This window comes from Pseudomonas sp. GM78, assembly GCF_000282475.1.
Classification (GTDB): Bacteria; Pseudomonadota; Gammaproteobacteria; order Pseudomonadales; family Pseudomonadaceae; genus Aquipseudomonas.
Window position 1 is genome coordinate 34,826 of the sequence record NZ_AKJF01000075.1, and the last position, 21,140, is coordinate 55,965.

Annotated in this window: 19 protein-coding genes and 1 pseudogene; 15 read left to right on the forward strand and 5 right to left on the reverse strand. The window is 61.0% G+C overall.

What is annotated here, in order from left to right; all coding sequences use genetic code 11:
- The first annotated feature begins 81 nt into the window (after nucleotides 1-81).
- The 5 genes from ribF (at nucleotide 82) to ispH (ending at nucleotide 5,915) form a co-directional block, all read left to right on the forward strand.
- Nucleotides 82-1,032 (forward strand): bifunctional riboflavin kinase/FAD synthetase, encoded by a 951-nt coding sequence (gene ribF, locus PMI35_RS19655; RefSeq protein WP_008058292.1) that lies wholly within the window; start codon nucleotides 82-84, stop codon nucleotides 1,030-1,032.
- Complete coding sequence (gene ileS, locus PMI35_RS19650; RefSeq protein ID WP_008058294.1) at nucleotides 1,033-3,864, forward strand: isoleucine--tRNA ligase; 2,832 nt, start codon at nucleotides 1,033-1,035, stop codon at nucleotides 3,862-3,864.
- Entirely contained in the window at nucleotides 3,857-4,369 is a 513-nt protein-coding gene (lspA, locus tag PMI35_RS19645; RefSeq protein ID WP_008058296.1) for a signal peptidase II, read from the forward strand. Before ileS ends, lspA begins: the two co-directional genes overlap by 8 nt.
- Nucleotides 4,370-4,376: 7 nt before the next feature.
- Nucleotides 4,377-4,814 (forward strand): FKBP-type peptidyl-prolyl cis-trans isomerase, encoded by a 438-nt coding sequence (fkpB, locus tag PMI35_RS19640; RefSeq protein ID WP_172668667.1) that lies wholly within the window; start codon nucleotides 4,377-4,379, stop codon nucleotides 4,812-4,814.
- Between the two features lie 153 nt (nucleotides 4,815-4,967).
- The gene (gene ispH / locus PMI35_RS19635) at nucleotides 4,968-5,915 is read left to right on the forward strand and encodes a 4-hydroxy-3-methylbut-2-enyl diphosphate reductase (RefSeq protein ID WP_008058301.1); all 948 of its coding nucleotides are present in this window, start codon (nucleotides 4,968-4,970) and stop codon (nucleotides 5,913-5,915) included.
- A 4-nt stretch (nucleotides 5,916-5,919) separates the two neighbouring features.
- Here the strand turns inward: ispH and PMI35_RS19630 are convergent, their stop codons facing one another.
- The gene (locus PMI35_RS19630) at nucleotides 5,920-6,432 is read right to left on the reverse strand and encodes a GspH/FimT family pseudopilin (RefSeq protein WP_008058303.1); all 513 of its coding nucleotides are present in this window, start codon (nucleotides 6,430-6,432) and stop codon (nucleotides 5,920-5,922) included.
- 68 nt (nucleotides 6,433-6,500) lie between these two features.
- On the opposite strand from PMI35_RS19630, the gene PMI35_RS19625 reads away from it, so the two are divergent.
- The 7 genes and pseudogenes from PMI35_RS19625 (at nucleotide 6,501) to thiO (ending at nucleotide 12,123) form a co-directional block, all read left to right on the forward strand.
- Nucleotides 6,501-6,974, forward strand: a complete 474-nt coding sequence (locus PMI35_RS19625; protein ID WP_008058305.1) for a GspH/FimT family pseudopilin — start codon at nucleotides 6,501-6,503, stop codon at nucleotides 6,972-6,974.
- Entirely contained in the window at nucleotides 6,971-7,420 is a 450-nt protein-coding gene (gene pilV, locus PMI35_RS19620; protein ID WP_008058307.1) for a type IV pilus modification protein PilV, read from the forward strand. Before PMI35_RS19625 ends, pilV begins: the two co-directional genes overlap by 4 nt.
- Nucleotides 7,417-8,130: a prepilin-type N-terminal cleavage/methylation domain-containing protein gene (locus PMI35_RS19615; protein ID WP_008058308.1), complete on the forward strand. Its 714-nt coding sequence runs from the start codon at nucleotides 7,417-7,419 to the stop codon at nucleotides 8,128-8,130. Before pilV ends, PMI35_RS19615 begins: the two co-directional genes overlap by 4 nt.
- Nucleotides 8,131-8,141: 11 nt before the next feature.
- Nucleotides 8,142-8,612, forward strand: coding sequence for a pilus assembly PilX family protein (locus PMI35_RS19610; RefSeq protein WP_008058309.1), 471 nt, complete (start codon nucleotides 8,142-8,144; stop codon nucleotides 8,610-8,612).
- A 103-nt stretch (nucleotides 8,613-8,715) separates the two neighbouring features.
- A pseudogene (locus PMI35_RS19605) lies at nucleotides 8,716-10,551 on the forward strand (pilus assembly protein); the annotation flags it as partial.
- A gap of 14 nt (nucleotides 10,552-10,565) precedes the next feature.
- The gene (locus PMI35_RS19600; RefSeq protein WP_008058312.1) at nucleotides 10,566-10,967 is read left to right on the forward strand and encodes a type IV pilin protein; all 402 of its coding nucleotides are present in this window, start codon (nucleotides 10,566-10,568) and stop codon (nucleotides 10,965-10,967) included.
- A 55-nt stretch (nucleotides 10,968-11,022) separates the two neighbouring features.
- Complete coding sequence (gene thiO / locus PMI35_RS19595; RefSeq protein ID WP_008058314.1) at nucleotides 11,023-12,123, forward strand: glycine oxidase ThiO; 1,101 nt, start codon at nucleotides 11,023-11,025, stop codon at nucleotides 12,121-12,123.
- Nucleotides 12,124-12,218: 95 nt separating this feature from the next.
- Here the strand turns inward: thiO and PMI35_RS19590 are convergent, their stop codons facing one another.
- The 4 genes from PMI35_RS19590 to PMI35_RS19575 all read right to left on the reverse strand — a co-directional run bounded on the left by PMI35_RS19590 (nucleotide 12,219) and on the right by PMI35_RS19575 (nucleotide 16,524).
- The gene (locus PMI35_RS19590) at nucleotides 12,219-13,550 is read right to left on the reverse strand and encodes a sigma-54-dependent transcriptional regulator (RefSeq protein WP_008058317.1); all 1,332 of its coding nucleotides are present in this window, start codon (nucleotides 13,548-13,550) and stop codon (nucleotides 12,219-12,221) included.
- Nucleotides 13,551-13,552: 2 nt separating this feature from the next.
- Nucleotides 13,553-15,142 carry a sensor histidine kinase gene (locus PMI35_RS19585; RefSeq protein ID WP_032831531.1) on the reverse strand — a complete coding sequence of 530 codons (1,590 nt, stop codon included), beginning with the start codon at nucleotides 15,140-15,142 and terminating at the stop codon, nucleotides 13,553-13,555.
- Nucleotides 15,132-15,365 (reverse strand): PP0621 family protein, encoded by a 234-nt coding sequence (locus PMI35_RS19580; protein WP_032831533.1) that lies wholly within the window; start codon nucleotides 15,363-15,365, stop codon nucleotides 15,132-15,134. Before PMI35_RS19580 ends, PMI35_RS19585 begins: the two co-directional genes overlap by 11 nt.
- A 136-nt stretch (nucleotides 15,366-15,501) precedes the next feature.
- On the reverse strand, nucleotides 15,502-16,524 hold the full coding sequence (locus PMI35_RS19575; RefSeq protein ID WP_008058320.1) for an outer membrane protein assembly factor BamD: 1,023 nt from the start codon (nucleotides 16,522-16,524) through the stop codon (nucleotides 15,502-15,504).
- 151 nt (nucleotides 16,525-16,675) lie between these two features.
- Here PMI35_RS19575 and rluD point away from each other — a divergent pair, with 151 nt between their 5' ends.
- The 3 genes from rluD to clpB all read left to right on the forward strand — a co-directional run bounded on the left by rluD (nucleotide 16,676) and on the right by clpB (nucleotide 21,055).
- Nucleotides 16,676-17,638 (forward strand): 23S rRNA pseudouridine(1911/1915/1917) synthase RluD, encoded by a 963-nt coding sequence (rluD, locus tag PMI35_RS19570; RefSeq protein ID WP_008058321.1) that lies wholly within the window; start codon nucleotides 16,676-16,678, stop codon nucleotides 17,636-17,638.
- Nucleotides 17,635-18,360 carry a peptidoglycan editing factor PgeF gene (pgeF, locus tag PMI35_RS19565; RefSeq protein WP_008058322.1) on the forward strand — a complete coding sequence of 242 codons (726 nt, stop codon included), beginning with the start codon at nucleotides 17,635-17,637 and terminating at the stop codon, nucleotides 18,358-18,360. The genes rluD and pgeF overlap by 4 nt, the downstream gene beginning before the upstream one ends.
- Nucleotides 18,361-18,490: 130 nt before the next feature.
- Nucleotides 18,491-21,055: an ATP-dependent chaperone ClpB gene (gene clpB / locus PMI35_RS19560; protein ID WP_008058323.1), complete on the forward strand. Its 2,565-nt coding sequence runs from the start codon at nucleotides 18,491-18,493 to the stop codon at nucleotides 21,053-21,055.
- Nucleotides 21,056-21,140: the final 85 nt, after the last annotated feature.

Here is a 21,140-nt window from a genome sequence, read left to right on the forward strand (position 1 = left end):
ATTACTTTGGGATACGGTGTTGCCTGTCGTCGGCCGCCGGGTGTGGTTATAATCGACCACTTTATGAGCAAGAAGCGCGTTATGCAGCTGGTTCGAGGCCTCCACAATCTGCGCCCCCAGCATCGGGGCTGTGTCGCCACTATTGGCAACTTTGACGGTGTACACCGTGGCCACCAGGCTATCCTGGCGCGGCTGCGCGAGCGTGCACTGGAGTTGGGCGTGCCCAGCTGCGTGGTGATTTTCGAGCCGCAGCCACGGGAATTCTTCGCCCCTGACACGGCGCCGGCCCGCCTGGCCCGGTTGCGCGACAAGCTGCAGCTGTTGGCTGCCGAAGGGGTCGACCGGGTCCTGTGCCTGGCCTTCAACCAGCGCCTGAGCAAGCTCAGCGCCAGTGAATTCGTTGATACCATCCTGGTTGATGGCCTTGGCGTGCAACACCTTGAAGTCGGCGACGACTTCCGTTTCGGCTGTGACCGGGTAGGGGATTTCGATTTCCTGCAACAGGCCGGCGTCATGCAGGGCTTTACCGTCGAAGCGGCGCAAACCGTCGAGCTCGACGGTATTCGCGTCAGCAGCACCCAGGTGCGTAATGCGCTGGCCGCCGCTGACTTTGCCCTCGCAGAGCGTCTGCTGGGCCGCCCGTACCGGATCGCCGGTCGCGTGTTGCACGGCCAGAAGCTGGCGCGGCAGTTGGGTACGCCCACCGCCAACATTCAGCTCAAGCGTCGTCGCGTACCGTTTACCGGGGTTTACCTGGTCAGCGTAGATCTGGACGGCAAGACCTGGCCTGGCGTCGCCAATATCGGCGTTCGACCTACGGTTCAGGGAGATGGCAAAGCCCACCTTGAAGTACATCTTTTAGATTTTGCCGGCGATCTGTATGACCGGCGTATGACGGTGGTTTTCCACCAAAAGCTGCGTGAAGAGCAGCGTTTCGCCTCTCTGGAGGCGCTTAAGACGGCGATCAATGCGGATGTCGCCGCCGCCCGTGCCCTGTCGCACCTAGCGCCAATCGCTAATGAAGAGCCTTAAATGACCGACTATAAAGCCACGCTAAACCTTCCGGACACCGCCTTCCCAATGAAGGCCGGCCTGCCTCAGCGCGAACCGCAGATTCTGCAGCGCTGGGACAGCATTGGCCTGTACGGAAAGTTGCGCGAGATTGGCAAGGATCGTCCGAAGTTCGTCCTGCACGACGGTCCTCCGTACGCCAACGGCACGATTCACATCGGTCACGCACTGAACAAGATTCTCAAGGACATGATCATCCGTTCGAAGACCCTGTCGGGCTTCGACGCGCCTTATGTTCCGGGCTGGGACTGCCACGGCCTGCCGATCGAGCACAAGGTCGAAGTGACCCACGGCAAGAACCTGGGCGCGGACAAGACCCGCGAACTGTGCCGGGCCTACGCCACCGAGCAGATCGAAGGGCAGAAATCCGAATTCATCCGTCTGGGCGTGCTGGGCGACTTCGCCAACCCGTACAAGACCATGGATTTCAAGAACGAGGCCGGTGAAATCCGTGCCCTGGCCGAAATCGTCAAGGGCGGTTTCGTGTTCAAAGGCTTGAAGCCTGTGAACTGGTGCTTCGACTGCGGATCGGCCCTGGCCGAAGCGGAAGTCGAGTACGAGAACAAGAAGTCCTCGACCATCGACGTGGCGTTCCCGATTGCCGATGAAGCCAGCCTGGCTGCCGCTTTCGGCCTGCCATCGCTGGCCAAGCCTGCTTCGATCGTGATCTGGACCACCACCCCGTGGACCATCCCGGCTAACCAGGCGTTGAACGTCCACCCGGAATTCAACTACGCCCTGGTCGATGTCGGCGACAAACTGCTGGTACTGGCTGAAGAGCTGGTTGAGTCGTGCCTGGCGCGCTACAGCCTGGAAGGTTCGGTCATCGCGACCACCGCGGGCAAGGCGCTGGAGCTGATCAACTTCCGTCACCCGTTCTACGACCGTCTGTCGCCTGTGTACCTGGCTGACTACGTCGAACTGGGCGCCGGCACCGGCGTGGTTCACTCCGCCCCGGCCTACGGCGTGGACGACTTCGTGACCTGCAAGAAATACGGCATGGTCAACGACGACATCCTCAATCCGGTACAAAGCAATGGCGTCTACGCGACTTCGCTGGAATTCTTCGGCGGCCAGTTCATCTGGAAGGCCAACCCGGCCATCGTCGACAAGCTGACCGAAGTCGGCGCGCTGCTGCACACCACCATCATCGAACACAGCTACATGCACTGCTGGCGCCACAAGACCCCGCTGATCTACCGCGCGACCGCGCAGTGGTTCATCGGCATGGACAAGCAGCCGACCACTGGCGACACCCTGCGCCAGCGCTCGCTCAAAGCCATCGAAGAGACCCAGTTCGTACCGGCCTGGGGCCAAGCGCGCCTGCACTCGATGATCGCCAACCGTCCTGACTGGTGCATCTCCCGCCAGCGCAACTGGGGCGTGCCGATCCCGTTCTTCCTGAACAAGGAAAGCGGCGAGCTGCACCCACGCACCGTCGAGCTGATGGAAGAAGTCGCCAAGCGCGTCGAAGGCGAAGGCATCGAGGCCTGGTTCAAGCTGGACGCCGCCGAATTGCTGGGCGATGAAGCCCCACAGTACGACAAGATCAGCGACACCCTGGACGTCTGGTTCGATTCGGGCACCACGCACTGGCACGTCCTGCGCGGTTCGCACCCGATGGGCCACGAAAGCGGTCCACGCGCCGACCTGTACCTGGAAGGTTCGGACCAGCACCGCGGCTGGTTCCACTCGTCGCTGCTGACCGGTTGCGCCATCGACAACCACGCTCCGTACCGCGAGCTGCTGACACACGGTTTCACCGTTGACGAGTCCGGCCGCAAGATGTCCAAGTCGTTGGGCAACGTCATTGCACCGCAGAAAGTCAACGATACCTTGGGCGCCGATATCATGCGCCTGTGGGTCGCTTCTACCGACTACTCCGGCGAAATGGCAGTGTCCGAGCAGATCCTGCAGCGCAGTGCGGACGCCTATCGGCGTATCCGTAACACCGCGCGTTTCCTGCTCTCGAACCTGACCGGTTTCAACCCGGCCACCGACCTGCTGCCGGCCGAAGAAATGCTGGCGCTGGACCGTTGGGCCGTGGACCGCACCCTGCTGCTGCAACGCGAGCTGCAAGAGCACTACGGTGAATACCGCTTCTGGAACGTTTACTCCAAGATCCACAACTTCTGCGTGCAGGAGCTGGGCGGTTTCTACCTGGACATCATCAAGGACCGCCAGTACACCACGGGTGCCGACAGCAAGGCCCGTCGTTCGTGCCAGACCGCGCTGTTCCACATCTCCGAAGCGCTGGTGCGCTGGATCGCCCCGATCCTGGCGTTCACCGCCGACGAGCTGTGGCAATACCTGCCGGGCGAGCGCAACGAGTCCGTCATGCTCAACACCTGGTACGAAGGCCTGAGCGAACTGCCGGAAGGCTTCGAGCTGGGTCGCGCCTACTGGGACCGCATCATGGAAGTGAAGGTCGCGGTCAACAAAGAGATGGAAATCCAGCGTGCGGCCAAGGCCGTCGGTGGCAACCTGCAAGCCGAAGTGACGCTGTTCGCCGAAGAGGCGCTGACCGCCGACCTGGCCAAGCTGAGCAACGAGCTGCGTTTCGTGCTGATCACCTCCACCGCCAGCGTTGCGCCTTTTGTTCAGGCGCCAGCGGACGCGGTGGTCACCGAAGTCAGCGGCTTGAAGCTGAAAATCGTCAAGTCGGCCTTCGCCAAGTGCGCCCGTTGCTGGCACTGCCGTGAAGACGTCGGCGTGAACCCGGAGCATCCGGAAATCTGTGGCCGTTGCGTCGACAACATCAGCGGCGCGGGCGAGGTTCGTCATTATGCCTAATGCCGCTGGCCGTTTCGGACGGCTGGGCTGGCTCTGGTTGAGCTTGCTGGTCCTGGTCATCGACCAGGCCAGCAAGTTTTACTTCGAGGGCAGGCTCGAGATGTATCAGCAAATCGTGGTAATCCCCGATTTGTTCAGCTGGACCCTGGCCTACAACACCGGCGCGGCCTTTAGCTTCCTGGCCGACAGCTCCGGCTGGCAGCGCTGGCTGTTTGCCCTGATCGCCGTGGTGGTCAGTGCCGTGCTGGTGGTGTGGCTGAAGCGCCTGGGCCGCAACGAAACCTGGCTGGCCATTGCCTTGGCGCTGGTGCTGGGTGGTGCGCTGGGCAATCTGTACGACCGGATCGCCCTTGGCCATGTGATCGATTTCATTCTGGTGCATTGGCAGGATCGCTGGCGCTTCCCGGCGTTCAACGTCGCCGACAGTGCGATTACCGTCGGTGCCATCATGCTGGCACTGGATATGTTCAAAAGTAAAAAGACCGGAGAAACCGTTCATGACTGAACAGGTATTGGCTGAGCAACGCATCGGCCAGAACACGGAAGTCACCTTGCATTTCGCATTGCGCCTGGAGAACGGCGACACGGTGGACAGCACCTTCGACAAGGCTCCGGCGACCTTCAAGGTCGGTGATGGCAACCTGTTGCCAGGTTTCGAAGCGGCACTGTTCGGTTTCAAGGCGGGCGACAAGCGTACACTGAGCATCGAGCCGGAAAACGCGTTCGGCCAGCCCAACCCGCAAAACGTGCAGATCATCCCGCGTTCGCAGTTCCAGGACATGGACCTGTCGCCAGGTTTGCTGGTGATCTTCAACGATGCGGCCAATACTGAATTGCCGGGTGTGGTCAAAGAATTCGATGACGCGCAAGTGACCATCGACTTCAACCATCCGCTGGCAGGCAAGACGCTGACCTTTGACGTGGAAATCATCTCCGTCAAAGCGCTGTAACTGACCGAATAAGGTCCACTGTGGGAGCGAGCCTGCTCGCGAAAGCGTCATCACATTCAGCATAAATGTCGACTGACACACCGCTTTCGCGGGCAGGCTCGCTCCCACAGTTTGGTTTTTCATTGTTTTCGCGCGCAAGACACGAGGCACAGCATGCAAATCAAACTCGCCAATCCCCGTGGCTTCTGCGCCGGTGTGGACCGGGCGATCGAAATCGTCAACCGCGCCCTGGAGGTTTTCGGGCCGCCGATCTATGTGCGCCACGAAGTGGTCCACAACAAGTTTGTCGTCGAAGACCTGCGTAACCGCGGGGCAGTCTTCGTCGAGGAACTGGACCAGGTGCCGGACGACGTGATCGTTATCTTCAGTGCCCACGGCGTGTCCCAGGCCGTACGGACCGAAGCTGCCGGCCGTGGCCTGAAAGTGTTCGACGCCACGTGCCCACTGGTCACCAAGGTGCACATCGAAGTCGCCCGATACAGCCGCGACGGTCGTGAATGCATCCTCATCGGCCACGCCGGTCATCCGGAAGTCGAAGGCACCATGGGCCAGTACGATGCCAGCAGTGGTGGTGCGATCTATCTGGTCGAAGACGAAAAGGATGTTGCCGAACTGCAGGTGCGGAATCCGGAGAAACTGGCGTTCGTCACCCAGACGACCTTGTCCATGGACGATACCAGTCGCGTCATTGACGCGCTGCGTACGCGTTTCCCGGCCATTGGCGGCCCGCGCAAGGACGACATCTGCTACGCCACGCAAAACCGCCAGGACGCGGTCAAGCAACTGGCTGACGAATGCGATGTGGTGCTGGTGGTTGGCAGTCCGAACAGCTCCAACTCCAATCGCCTGCGCGAACTCGCAGAACGCATGTCGACCCCGGCCTACCTGATCGATGGTGCCGAGGACCTGGACAAGAGCTGGTTCGACGGTGTCGAGCGGATCGGCATCACCGCAGGCGCTTCCGCACCTGAAGTCCTGGTGCGTGGCGTGATTCAGCAATTGCAGGCCTGGGGCGCTACCGGTGCCGATGAGTTGGCCGGGCGTGAAGAGAACATCACGTTCTCCATGCCCAAAGAACTGCGGGTCCGTTCGCTGCTCTGAACCTTCAGGTCGCGCATAACGCCTGCGCGGTCTTCTCGCTGCGCAGGCTGACGCGACCGGTCCGGGCCAGCACCACCTGGTGTTGGCTCTGCGCCGCGCGTGCCGCGCACACATGCAATGTCCCTGCTTGAAAACCTCCGGACACCGGCTCCCCTAGTGGGCCGAACCGTACGGCAGTCCTGAGATACTGATTGCCGAAAATCGCCACGCCCATGCCGCTGCGGCGCTCGACCAGCAGCGGATTGCCGGGGTCCTCGTGCCCCTTGCCGCTGACATCCAGAATGATCCGCCAGCCCTGGCTCCAGTCGTCGTTTATGCCGTGAACGACGACGGCCTGGCCGCGTGATATCGCTTCGCTTCTTGCACTGCGCAGGCCGCTGGCAAGTGACTTGGCTGCTTCCTCGCGATGGTTCGATTCTGCAAGCGTTGCGAACGCCGGATTGACCAGCAGAAGAACAATCCCGGCAATCGCGAGTCCCATAAGCAATTCGATCAGACTGAAACCTTGCTCACGCATGAGATTTTCCTCCCTGGAATGTCCTGGCGTGTGCAAGCAGGTATAGCCGACGGCAGCAGAGGACAACGATGGATCATCGTACAAAAGGTTTCACGCTAATCGAGTTGTTGCTTGCGCTGTCGGTCTTCCTGGTCCTGATCACCTTGGCGGTCCCGGCCTTTATCCGTTCGACACAAGGCACCAGGGCCGACACCGAGATGGGGGATCTGCGGCGTTGCCTCAACTACGCCCGACTGCAAGCCATCGATCGCGGCGAGACCATCCGGATACGACCCACGGCGGATGGACGTGTGTGGACAGGGGAGTTGTCGATCTATGAGGGTACGGGGACCCCGGCCAATGTATTGCGGGTTGTTCCAGCGATGAGCAGCGGTGCAACTCTGACGCTAACCTCGGGAGTGACGGCCATCGATTTCAATAATCTGGGCGGGCTGTCGTCACCCTCCACGGCAGTGGTGATCAGCTATGTGCTCGGAACGCAAAGCAGGACGCTGAATGTGTGTTTGAACGGACGAATTCTATTGGGTGGAAGTTGCGGATGAGGTCAAGGAGCAAGGGGGCCCAGGAGGGCATGACGCTGATCGAGGTCCTGGTGGCGTTGCTGATTCTGGGCGTGGCGCTGTTGGGCGCGGCTGCCGTTCAATTGAATGCCTTGAAATACACCGACAGTGCGCGCATGACCAGCCAGGCCAGTTTTATCGCCTACGACATGCTGGATCGCATTCGCGCCAATGCGGCCGCCGATTACACGGTTACACCGCCGACCTCGGGCAATCTCAACGTCGCCCGGGACCAGGACCTCTACGATTTCACCCAGAACATCGTCAATTTCGGTGGCGCCACGGCAACCGGCAGCATCTCCAAGAACCAGCGGGTGTACACCATCACCATCACCTGGGACGACTCGCGGGCCGCCAACAGCGCCGACTCACTGCGCAGTTTCGTCCTCACCAGTCGCGCGACTGTCGACCCGGTGGCCAATCCATGAGTCGCTGCAATCGCGGCTTCGGCCTGATCGAGTTGCTGATCGCCCTGGCGTTGAGCCTGGTCGTGGTACTGGGTGTGGTGCAGGTGTTCATCGCCGCGAAAAACACCTACATCAGCCAGAATGCCGCTGCGGCCATGCAGGAGGACGCGCGCTTCGTGCTGAGCAAGATGATCCAGGAAATCCGCATGGTCGGCATGTTCGGCTGTCTGGGGACGATCACCGATGCCAGCAAAGAGGGCGACTTCGCTGCCAGCCAGATAACGCCGATCAGTTGGGAAAACACAGGCCTCAGGTTGACCCTGGTGACAGCGGACGTCGGCAACAATGGCGGGAAGCCCGCCTGGACGGTGGTTTCAGATTGTCGCAGCAGCGCGACGGCTTATACCGACTTTCGCGCACCTGCTACGGGGCAACAGGCATTCCCCATCCGGCGCTTGATCTACAGCTTGAAGAACGATCAGCTGATGCTGGGTGTCGGCAGGGAAAAGCCGCTCGAGCAAGTGCTGGTGGATAACGTCAGTGCCTTCAACGTGAGCTTCGGTCTCGCCAGCTCGGCGTCCGATACGGCGGCTTCCAGTTACAGCAGCAATCCGTCGGACCCGGCACGCATCCGTAGCGTTCGCCTGAGCCTGACCCTCACCGACCCGAAGAAGCGGGTGAGCGACCAAACCTTCAACGTGGTTGCCGCTCTGCGCAACCGCCTGCCATGAAGGGCGGGTCGATGAGTGTATCCACAGGTTCCCAGCGCGGCATGGCGCTGCTGGTCAGCCTGGTATTCCTGTTGCTGCTGACGCTGATCGGCATTTCATCGATGCAGAACGCCACGCTGCAGGAAAAAATGGCCGGTAGCCTGGGCTTGCGCAACCAGTCGTTCCAGGCTGCCGAAGCGGTGCTGCGCGTGGGTGAAAGCGCGGTGCAGCTCGACAGTTATTCGTTGCCAGTGTGCAGCGGCACGACTCGGTGCGCACCGCCTGCCGAATCGGCGACCCTCAACACGGCCGGGTTCAATTCCACCTCGGGGGTGACCTGGATCGCGTCCGGCAGCGGCTTCTATGGCGTGCAGAACATAGGCACCACCTCGGGGGCGGTGAACGTGCCGAGCAATACGTCGGCCACGTTGTACCGGGTGACCGCCGTGGGCATTGCCGGCACTTCGCGCAGCGTGGTGGAAAGCATTTATGCGAAGTATTGAAAGGTGCGCGCCGCTGTGGAAATTGTTGAGCGGGGTCTTTTGCGCCTTGTTCCTGGCAGCTCCCGCCTTTGCCTTCACGCCTTCGGATTCGCCCTTGTTGTGCGCCGCCGGCTCTGGCGGCGGTGGTGTCGCCAGCGGCACCCGCTATTTCCAGACTCGTTACGACCCCAAGGACTGGCGCGGCACGATCAACGCCTACGGTTTCACCGCCAGTGGCACGGTCGATACCGCATCGGTGCTGTGGTCCACCGACACCGCCATCGTGCCGGGCGCTACGGCACCGACCTATCAATCCTGGAACAACCAGACCCACAGCGCCGTGACACTGGCCTTCGCCAGCTTTTCCGCAGCCCAGCAAGCCGTTCTCAACCAGGGCTTACCCAGCGGTATTACGGGCAGCGATCTGGTGGAGTGGAGCAAGGGCACCCACAAGGCCGGCCTGAAAGCGCGCAGTGTGTTGCTGGGCGATATCGTCAACTCACCGTTGGTCCTGGCGGCACCTTCGGATCAAACCGCCTCGGACTGGTCGGGGGACACCAGCTACAGCACCTACCTGGCCACCAAGGCGGCCAATATGAATGCCAGTCTGGTGGTCAACGCCAACGATGGGTTCGTCAGCGTCATCAATACCGGCAACGGTGCCCGGCGCTATGCCTACATGCCCTCCAGCGTGCTGCCGTCTTTGCGTTACATCGCCGATACCGCCTACATCAACGGCGCCAGCCACAAATTTCTGGTGGATGGCCAGGTGGGCGTGTTCGATGCTCAGTTGAACAGTGCGTGGAAAACCCTCGCACTGGGCGGAACGGGAGCGGGTGGACGAACTTTTTATGCGCTGCAGCTGTTCGACGCGTCGGCGGGGAATGTCATCAAGGCCTTGTGGGAGATCAGCGCACCGGCCGCTGCCAGTGCGGCGAACGCTTTCAATGATCTGGGTTATGCCTACGCCCGACCGGAGGTGGCACGCTTGGCGGATGGGCGCTGGGCTGTGTTCATTGCCAACGGTTATGGCAGTCACTCAGGGGTGGCGGCGTTGTACGTGGTGGACATTCGTGACGGCAGCCTGATCAGGAAAATCGTGATCGACAGCCGCGAAACCACTAACGGCCTGTCTTCGGTGAAACTCAAGGTGAACGCGCAGAATGTGGTGCAGGCGGCCTATGGCGGCGACCTCAAGGGACGGCTCTGGAAGTTTGACCTGAGTGGCGCCACCCCGGACACCTGGGGCCTGGCCTTTGCCGGCAAACCGCTGTTTACCACCGCTGGTGGCGATACCCAGCCGATCACCGCGCAGCCGTTGCTGGCGGATAATGCCCTGGGTGGCAAGATGGTGTTTTTCGGCAGCGGGAAACTCAACGAGACGGCGGACAAGACCAACAAGGACCTGCAGGCGTTCTACGCGGTGTGGGACGCGAACGGCGGCTCCGGACAGATCACCACCTCCAGCCTGCAGGCCCAGGCGGTAACCGGGGTGTCGTCGGGAAGTTCGGGGCAGGTGATCACCACCACCCAGAGCGAGGTGACCTACCCGGCGCAAAAGGGCTGGTACTTGCCACTGGTGTATAACAGCGCGCTGACTGGTGAGCGGGTGGTCAACGAGGCCAGCCTGGTGCTCGGACGGATCGTCTTCACCACGGCCAGCGTGGATACCACGGACCCTTGCGCCAGCTTTGGTACCGGCAAACTGGTCGAACTCGATGCGTTCAGCGGTAAGATGCTCAATTACGCGGTGCTCGACACCAACGGCGACGCAGTGGTCGACAGCACCGACACGCTGTCCAGCGGCGTGGTCTTTACCGGCGGGATTCCGACCTTGAACGCCATCGTCAATGGCGCGACGCGCAAGATCGTGAACGATACCAGTGGCGGTATCTCCACGCTGGTGGAAAAATCCGGCGGCGGCGGGAGCCGCCGCATCATGTGGCGACAAATACAGTAAGCGAGAGTTGAGGCATGCACAGATCCAACCGCGGTTTTACCCTGATCGAAATCATGATCGTGATTGCGATCATCGGGATTGTCATGACCATCGCTGCGCCGAGCTTCACCGAATATCTCAATAAGGGGCGCCGCACTGAAGTGGCCGGCCTACTCTCCGAGCAGGCGCAGATCCTCGAACGCCACTATTCGAAGTCCAGCGTCTACTCCAACGCCACCGGCCTTAGCGCCGGCAACGACTACTACAGTATCACGCCGACCCTGACCGACCAGACGTTCCTGCTGACGGCAATACGCAAAAGCGGGACTGCCATGGCCGCTGACAAGTGTGGTGATTTCACCCTTACCAACACCGGTGTCAGAAGCATGGTCAATGCTACGGACGGCCTGACCACCAAGGATTGCTGGGGTCGCTGAGTTTCCTTTTCGGGCGTTCTTTGCGCCTCTGTCTATTTAACGGTTGGATCTGAACATGACCAGGCAACAGCAAGTGGTGATCGTCGGTGGTGGGGTAATCGGCCTGCTGACAGCATTCAATCTCGCGTCCCAGGTGCAGAGTGTGGTGCTGCTGGATCGATCGAACGTCGGCCAGGAGTCGTCCTGGGCGGGCGGTGGCATCGTTTCTCCGCTCTATCCATGGCGCTACAGCCCTGCGGTGACCGCGCTGGCGCATTGGTCCCAGGATTTTTATCCACAGCTGGGCGAGCGTTTGTTCGCTGCTACCGGGATCGATCCCGAGGTGCATACCACGGGCCTGTACTGGCTGGACCTGGACGATGAAGCCGAGGCGCTGGCCTGGGCCGCGCGCGAGGGGCGTCCACTGCGGGCTGTGGATATCTCGGCGGCCCACGATGCGGTGCCGGTGCTCGGTGGCGGTTTTGCCCGAGCGATCTACATGGCTGACGTAGCCAACGTGCGTAACCCGCGGCTGGTGAAATCGCTCAAGGCGGCATTGCAGGCGCTGGCGAACGTGACGATTCATGAGCAATGCGAAGTCAGCGGGTTTATTCGGCAAGACGAAAAAATAGTCGGTGTGCAGACCTCCACAGGCGCAATCCATGGCGATCAAGTGGTCTTGACCGCTGGCGCCTGGAGCGGCGATTTACTCAAGAGCCTGGGCCTTGAGTTGCCGGTCGAACCGGTGAAAGGGCAAATGATCCTCTACAAGTGCGCAGCGGATTTCCTGCCGAGCATGGTGCTGGCCAAAGGGCGTTATGCGATACCCCGGCGCGATGGGCACATCCTGATTGGCAGCACCCTGGAGCATGAAGGCTATGACAAGACGCCGACTGAGTCGGCACTCGAAAGCCTCAAGGCTTCGGCCGTGGAGTTGATTCCGGCGTTGGCGAACGCCGAGGTGGTGGGGCATTGGGCCGGGTTGCGGCCAGGCTCGCCAGAGGGCATTCCCTACATTGGCCGGGTGCCGGGGTTTGATGGTCTGTGGCTCAATTGCGGGCATTACCGCAACGGGTTGGTACTGGCGCCGGCGTCGTGTCAGTTGTTCGCTGATGTGATGTTGGGCAGGGCGCCGATCATCGATCCGGCACCGTATGCGCCGGCACGGCGGATCTGAAGCAAGATCAAAAGATCGCAGCCTGCGGCAGCTCCTACAGGAGCAGTACGCATTTCCCCTGTAGGAGCTGCCGCAGGCTGCGATCTTTTAAGGTTTCAATCCAGGCCTAGTTTTTTCAGCCTATAGCGCATCGACCTGAACGACAGATTCAACCGCTGAGCCGCCGCCGTGCGGTTCCAGCGGGTCTCTTCCAGCGCCTGCAGAAGCAGCTGGCGTTCAACGTTTTCCAGGTACGCCTCCAGGTTATCGATCTGCGTAAGGTCCGGCACGCCCCCTTCGGCGGCACAGTTACCCTCGGCCAGGCGCAGGTCGCTGGCCTCGATCTGCTTGTTCTCACATAAGGTGTGAGCCCGTTCGAGCATGTTCTCCAGCTCCCGCACATTGCCCGGGAAACGGTAGCTTTTCAGGGCGTCGAGGGCATTGGGATGGAGTTTTGCCGCGGGCTGCCCAGTGTCTGCAGCCAGGCGCTTGAGCACATGGCTGGCCAGCGGCTCGATGTCGTCACGGCGTTCACGCAAAGGTGGAACCCGTAGCTCGATCACGTTCAGGCGGTAATACAGATCCTGGCGAAAGCGTTCGGCCGCGACTTCGGCACCAAGTTCTTTGTGGGTGGCGCAGAGTATGCGCACATCGACCACTTTCTCCTGTTGCCCGCCGACGCTGCGTACAGCTTTCTCCTGGATCGCCCGCAGCAGTTTGACTTGCATGGGCAGGGGCAGGTCTGCCACTTCGTCGAGAAACAGGGTGCCGCCGTGTGCCGCCTGGAACAATCCGGGTTTATCCTCGATGGCGCCGCTGAAGCTGCCTTTTCGATGGCCGAAAAACTCGCTTTCCATCAGCTCCGTTGGAATCGCGCCGCAATTGACCGGCACAAAGGGCTGGTTGGCCCGTGGTCCTCGCTCATGAATCAGGCGGGCGACCAGTTCCTTGCCACTGCCGGACTCACCACTGATGTACACCGGTGCCTGGCTGCGGGCCAGTTTGTCGATCTGCTTGCGCAGATTGCGCATGGGCGGCGAGTCGCCCAGCAAGCGGCGATCGATCGCAGTGCCAGGGGCGGGCAGCAGCAAGGCGCTGGTCACCAGTTCCCGCAGGCGTGTCAGGTCCACCGGTTTGGTCAGGAAATCGAACGCACCGGCCTTCAGCGCATTGATCGCCGTGTCGAGGTTGCCATAGGCCGTGATCATGGCCACCGGGACTTGTGGGTAGCGTTGCTGGATGTGCTGCACCAGCTCAAGACCACTGCCGTCCGGCAAGCGCATGTCGGTCAGGCACAGGTCGAACGGCTCACGCTGGAGCAGGGCCAGGGCCTCGCCAACGTTACGGGCGCTGTAGGTGTCGAGTTTCATCCGGCCCAGGGTGATTTCCAGGAGTTCTCGGATGTCCGGTTCGTCGTCGACGATCAGGACTTTTTGCCGTGGGCTCATGTTCAACCTTGTTTGCGTCCGTGGGCAAAGGTGATGCGAAAACAGCCGCCGCCTTGGCATGGCTTGAAGTCCAGGCGGGCCTGGTTGCTTTCGCACAGCTCACGGGACAGGTAGAGCCCCAGGCCAGTGCCCTTGTGGCTGGTGGTGAAGAAGGGCTCGAACAATTGCGCCTGATGTTCCTGGGCCACGCCAGGGCCGTCGTCGAGGATTTCGAGGACCGGCAACTGGCTGTCCGGATCGGTAAACAACTCAAGCCAGACCTGCGCCTGGTCGTGGTCCAGGGCGCTATGGCGCCATGCATTGCGTATCAGATTGTCGAGAATCTGCTCCAGCTGGTTCGGGTCCATCAAGGTCTTGAAATCACCGGGAGCAATGCGTAGGTGGATCTTATGCTGCTCGCTCGCCTGTTCGCGGGTTGCCGTCACGAACTGTTCCAGCCAGGGCCTCAGATCGAGTCGTTGGGCCGTGGTTGGCTGGCGGCGGGACAGTTGCAGGACGTTTTCGATAACCCGATTCATGCGCTGAGAGTGGTCTTGAATAATCTGCGTCAGACGTCGATCCGCGGCATTCAGTTCCTCCGATTCTCGCAATAGCTGCGCGGCGTGACTGATGGCGCCCAGCGGATTGCGGATTTCATGGGCGATCCCGGCGGTCAGGCGGCCCAGGGCGGCGAGCTTCAGTTGTTGAGCCTGTTGAGTGATCTGTGCGAGGTCTTCGAGAAAGACCAGGGTCTGGTGATGCGGGCCGGGATCCAGGGCAATGAAGCTCGGCTGTAGTTCAAGGCCGCTGCTGGCGATCTTCAGGCTTGGCGGGCGCAGCGTCGGGTTGTTGGCCCAAAGTTGCAGGCGCTCGACCAGGGAAGGGGCGTGTTCGTCGATCCGTCGGCCTTCGAGGCGCTCGCAGCCCAGCAGCGTCAAGGCGCTGTGATTGGCCAGTTGAACGCGCCATTGGTCATCAAGCACCAGGATGCCCGTGCGCATGCGTTGCAGGATTAATGCATTGAGGGCTTCCAGGCCGACGACCTGGCTGGCTTTCTGTTCCGCCAGGGTTTCGCTGACTTCCAGTCGCCGGACCAGGCCTTGCACCAGCAGCGCGGCGGCAAAACACAGGACGCCAAGGGTACCGACCTGCAAATAATCGTTGGGACTGACCTGATGGCTGACATTCAGCAGGAAACTCGAACCCAGGATGCCCAGTGCGCTGATGGCGGCAATCAGCAGGCCGATGGATTTTCGTAACAAGGTATTGCTGATGGCCACCGAGACGATCAGCAAGTTGCCAATGGCGCTGGCCACACCGCCGCCGGCGTAGAACAACCCGCTAAGCAGCAGGACGTCGACCAGTGCCAGGCTGAACAGCTGCGCCGGGCGGCGGGTGCTCCCGAAGAAGACCGTCAGCAGGATGTTCAGTACCAGATACAAACAGCTGCCACCGCGCAGCAGGTTGTCATTGGCGGACGTCAGCAACCGGTTGTCCAGGTTGCTGAAAATCAGCAGCACCAGGGTGATGCCGATGCTTAAACGGTAGAGGTGATAGAGACGCAGCAGCCGCTGGGCCTGTTTTTCGCCGGGACTGGACGTCTCAGCGATCACTTTTGCCGGGGCCTTGCTCAAGGTGAGCCTGGCTGCAATACCACTGTTGTTGAAGGTTCAGTGCGCGGTCGCGGGGCAGGTGCACGCCGCAATGGGCGCAACGGACCATGGGCGCGGCTTCCAACTCGGCGGAAGACTTGGGCGCGGAAGACTGGCCCTTGAACTTGCGCCAGAACCAAACAGCGGCGGCAATCACTGCGATCCAGAATAATAAACGAAGCATGATGAGCTGCTTTATGGCGGATGAATCGCCAGTTTAGCCAAGGACATGACGGCCGCACAGCGTATTCGCGCCGCATAAAAATGGCGCAATAAAAAAGGGAGACTCGAGAGTCTCCCTTTCTATGCCGCCGGTCGTATCAGTCGAATACGCCGAAGGTCATGTAGCTGAACCACGAGCGGTCGTCATTGTTGCCTTCCGCTTCGTGTTCCTCTTCCTCGATCACATCGCCATTGCTGTCTTTAGGCTTGAGCTCGTTCGGAATCGCGTCTTTCGCGTCCTGGAATTGCTTCTGCACGTCCTGGTTGGCGCGGGTTTCTCCCGGTGGCAGCGGCGGACGGGATTCGATCAGGCCCAGAGTGGCCTTGCTCAGCCACGAACGGTTGTCGGCTTCGGCAACCGATGGCACGAACTGACCGTCCACCAGGCTTGGGTGGTTCGGGTAGTTGAGCTTCAGGGTTTCGAGGCTGGTGGCCGCCAGGTCGTCCAGGTGCAGGCGCTGGTAGGCCTCGGTCATCACCGCCAGGCCGTCGCCGACTGCAGGGGTTTCCTGGAAGTTTTCCACCACGTAACGGCCACGGTTCGCGGCGGCCACGTAGGCCTGGCGGGTCAGGTAGTAGTCGGCCACGTGGATTTCGTAGGCTGCCAGCAGGTTGCGCAGGTAGATCATGCGCTGCTTGGCATCCGGCGAATACCGGCTGTTGGGGAAGCGGCTGGTCAGCTGGGCGAACTCGTTATAGGAGTCGCGCGCGGCGCCCGGGTCACGCTTGGTCATGTCCAGCGGCAGGAAACGCGAGAGCAGGCCAACGTCCTGGTCGAAAGAAGTCAGGCCCTTGAGGTAGTAGGCGTAATCGACGTTCGGGTGCTGTGGATGCAGGCGAATGAAGCGCTCGGCAGCCGCCTTGGCAGCTTCCGGTTCGGCGTTCTTGTAGTTGGCGTAAATCAGCTCAAGCTGAGCCTGATCGGCATAGCGGCCGAACGGATAGCGCGATTCCAGAGCCTTCAGCTTGGCAGTGGCGCTGGTGTAGCTATTATTGTCCAGATCGGCTTGAGCCTGTTGGTACAACTCGACTTCGCTCAGGTTTTCGTCTACGACTTCCTTCGAAGAGCAAGCAGCGGTCAATGCGAGGATGGCGATCAGCAGCAGGTGTTTCACTTGCATGGCGGCTTGCGTCCCTATGACGGCCGCTGTCTTGGGCGAGGCCGTCCTGTTATGATGAGCGCCCCGTTGAATAGCCTCGGGGCAAAAGACGCCGTATTTAACCACAAGCGCGCAGCCGAAACCAAAGGCTGTGCCGACGCCCAGTCCGAGCATGTCCGATAAAATTGAACTTCGCGCAGAGGTGCCGTCCGAATTGGGCGGCCAACGCCTCGATCAAGTCGCCGCACAACTATTCGCTGAGCACTCGCGCTCGCGCCTTTCCGCCTGGATCAAAGACGGCCGCCTGACTGTGGATGGGGCGGTTGTCCGCCCGCGAGACATCGTTCACGGTGGCGCCATTCTTGAACTCACTGCCGAGCAGGAAGCTCAGGGCGAATGGGTCGCTCAAGACATCGCCCTGGACATCGTCTATGAAGATGACGACATCCTGGTGATCAACAAGCCTGCGGGCCTGGTGGTCCACCCGGCTGCCGGCCACGCTGATGGCACCTTGCTCAACGCCTTGCTGCACCATGTGCCGGACATCATCAATGTGCCCCGCGCCGGGATCGTGCATCGCCTGGACAAGGACACCACCGGTCTGATGGTGGTGGCCAAGACTATCCAGGCGCAGACGCAGCTGGTGACTCAGTTGCAGAGCCGCAGCGTCAGCCGGATCTACGAGTGCATCGTGATCGGCGTGGTCACGGCAGGCGGCAAGATCAACGCGCCCATCGGTCGTCATGGCCAGCAACGCCAGCGCATGGCCGTGATGGAGGGTGGCAAGCAGGCCGTCAGCCATTACCGCGTGCTCGAGCGTTTCCGCTCCCACACCCACGTGCGGGTGAAGCTGGAAACCGGTCGTACGCACCAGATTCGCGTGCACATGGCGCACATCAACTTCCCGTTGGTCGGAGACCCGGCCTATGGCGGTCGTTTCCGGATTCCGCCGGCAGCCAACCCGACCATGGTCGAGTCGCTGAAGAACTTCCCGCGCCAGGCGCTGCATGCGCGGTTCCTGGAGCTGGATCATCCGACGACCGGCGTCCGCATGAGCTGGGAGTCGCCGCTGCCGGAAGACTTCGTCTGGTTGCTGACCCTGCTCAAGCAAGACCGCGAGGCGTTTGTCGGATGAATGACTGGCTGATTCCTGACTGGCCCGCGCCGGCCGGGGTCAAAGCCTGTGTGACTACCCGTGCGGGCGGCGTCAGTGTGGCGCCGTTCGACAGCCTCAATCTCGGCGATCACGTCGACGACAGCCCCGAAGCTGTCGCCGAAAATCGCCGCCGCCTTACCGATTACTTCTCCATTCGACCGGCCTGGCTGCAGCAGGTCCACGGCATTGTCGTGGCGGATGCCGATCCGAGCCGGGTGGTGACCGCCGATGCCAGCTGGACGGCAACGCCTGGAATCGCCTGCGCGGCAATGACCGCCGATTGCCTGCCTGCATTGTTTTGTGACCGTGCGGGCACTCGCGTTGCAGCGGCTCATGCCGGTTGGCGCGGGTTGGCGGCGGGCGTGCTGGAAGCCACGCTCGACACGCTGGCATTGCCACCCGATGAAGTGCTTGTCTGGTTGGGCCCGGCCATTGGCCCGAAAGCGTTTGAAGTCGGCCCGGAAGTGCGCGAAACATTCGTCGAGCAATTGCCCGAAGCCGCCCAGGCATTCGTGCCAAGTCAAAACGCCGGCAAGTTCATGGCCGACATCTATTCGCTGGCGCGCCTGCGTCTGGCGGCTCGTGGTGTAACGGCTGTCTACGGTGGCGGTTTCTGTACCGTGACCGATCCGCGCTTCTTCTCCTACCGCCGTAGTCCTCGCACTGGTCGGTTTGCCTCCCTTATCTGGCTTGAACGCTAGACTTGCCTGACCTGCATCAACGCCCCGACGCTTGAATCTCCCAGAATCGACCACATCTAAGGTGGTATCTGGCAGGTTTCTTCATTCAGGATGTTTTATAGGTCCGGCCTGCTCAAAAGGAAGGTGACCCATGCGTATAGACCGTTTAACCAGCAAATTGCAGTTAGCGTTGTCCGATGCCCAATCCCTGGCCGTCGGTCTCGATCATCCGGCCATTGAACCGGCGCATTTGATGCAAGCCCTGCTCGAACAACAGGGCGGCTCGATCAAGCCCCTGCTGATGCAGGTGGGCTTCGACGTCAACAGCCTGCGTAAAGAGCTGACCAAAGAGCTCGACCAGCTACCGAAAATCCAGAATCCGACCGGCGACGTGAATATGTCGCAGGACCTGGCGCGCCTGCTCAATCAGGCCGATCGCCTGGCCCAGCAGAAGGGCGACCAGTTCATTTCCAGCGAGCTGGTGCTGCTCGCCGCCATGGACGAGAACAGCAAGCTCGGCAAGCTGTTGCTTGGCCAGGGCGTGAGCAAGAAAGCCCTGGAAAACGCAATCAACAACCTGCGCGGTGGTGAGGCGGTCAATGACCCCAACCACGAGGAAGCGCGCCAGGCCCTGGACAAATACACCGTCGACCTGACCAAGCGTGCCGAAGACGGCAAGCTCGATCCGGTGATCGGCCGTGACGATGAAATTCGCCGCACGATCCAGGTGCTGCAACGCCGCACCAAGAACAACCCGGTGCTGATCGGTGAGCCTGGCGTCGGTAAAACCGCCATCGCCGAAGGCCTGGCCCAGCGCATCATCAATGGCGAAGTGCCCGATGGTCTCAAGGGCAAGCGCCTGCTGTCCCTGGACATGGGGGCATTGATTGCCGGTGCCAAGTATCGCGGTGAGTTCGAAGAGCGCCTCAAAGCCCTGCTCAATGAGCTGTCGAAGCAGGAAGGGCAGATCATTCTGTTCATCGACGAACTGCACACCATGGTCGGCGCCGGTAAAGGCGAGGGCTCGATGGATGCGGGCAATATGCTCAAGCCGGCCTTGGCCCGTGGTGAGCTGCATTGTGTCGGTGCGACCACGCTCAACGAGTACCGCCAGTACATAGAGAAGGACGCCGCCCTGGAGCGACGCTTCCAGAAAGTGCTGGTGGACGAGCCGAGCGAAGAAGACACCATCGCCATCCTGCGTGGCCTGAAAGAGCGCTACGAGGTTCACCACAAGGTGGCGATCACCGACGGCGCGATCATTGCGGCGGCCAAGCTCAGCCATCGCTATATCACTGACCGGCAATTGCCGGACAAGGCCATCGACCTGATCGACGAGGCCGCCAGCCGCATCCGCATGGAGATCGACTCCAAGCCGGAAGTGCTGGATCGCCTGGAGCGTCGCCTGATTCAGCTGAAGGTGGAATCCCAGGCGCTGAAGAAAGAAAGCGACGAAGCAGCCATCAAGCGCCTGGAAAAACTCCAGGAAGAAATCGCTCGCCTGGAGCGTGAGTACTCGGATCTCGAAGAAATCTGGAACTCGGAAAAAGCCGAGGTACAGGGTTCGGCGCAGATCCAGCAGAAGATCGAACAGTCTCGCCAGGAGCTGGAAAGCGCTCGCCGCAAAGGCGACCTGAGCCGCATGGCCGAGTTGCAGTACGGGGTGATCCCGGATCTGGAGCGCAGCCTGCAAATGGTCGATCAACATGGCAAGCCCGAAAACCAGTTGCTGCGCAGCAAGGTGACTGAAGAGGAAATCGCCGAAGTCGTGTCGAAATGGACCGGCATTCCCGTGTCGAAGATGCTTGAGGGCGAGCGCGAAAAACTGATGAAGATGGAAAGCCTGTTGCACCAGCGTGTGATCGGCCAGGACGAAGCGGTGGTGGCCGTTTCCAACGCCGTAAGGCGCTCCCGTGCCGGGTTGTCCGACCCTAATCGCCCGAGCGGCTCGTTCATGTTCCTCGGCCCGACCGGTGTCGGTAAAACCGAGCTGTGCAAGGCGCTGGCGGAATTCCTCTTTGATACTGAAGAGGCGATGGTGCGAATCGACATGTCCGAGTTCATGGAGAAACATTCCGTGGCTCGCTTGATCGGTGCGCCACCGGGGTATGTCGGTTATGAAGAGGGCGGTTACCTGACCGAGGCGGTGCGCCGCAAGCCTTACTCGGTGATCCTCATGGACGAAGTCGAGAAGGCGCACCCGGACGTGTTCAACGTTTTGCTGCAGGTGCTGGAAGATGGTCGCCTGACCGACAGCCATGGCCGTACGGTGGACTTCAAGAACACCGTGATTGTCATGACGTCCAACCTGGGCTCGGTGCAGATCCAGGAGCTGGTGGGGGATCGTGAGGGACAGCGCGCAGCGGTGATGGATGCGATTTCCAGCCACTTCCGGCCCGAGTTCATCAACCGGGTCGATGAAGTGGTGATCTTCGAGCCATTGGCGCGGGATCAGATCGCTGGCATCACCGAGATCCAGTTGGGTCGCCTGCGCAGTCGCCTGACCGAGCGAGAGCTGAAGCTGGAACTGAGCCCGGAGGCCATGGACAAGCTGATCGCGGTCGGTTACGACCCGGTGTACGGCGCACGGCCGCTCAAACGAGCGATCCAGCGCTGGATCGAGAACCCGCTGGCGCAGTTGATCCTCTCGGGTCGATTCATGCCGGGCGATACGGCCCATGGCGTGGTGGAGAACGACGAAATCGTCTTCGTCTGATCCCTAACGGCAGCAAAATCGAAAAGGCCTCGCATTGCGAGGCCTTTTTTTCATTCAGGCTGTTGAACTCTAAGGAAAAGGCTTG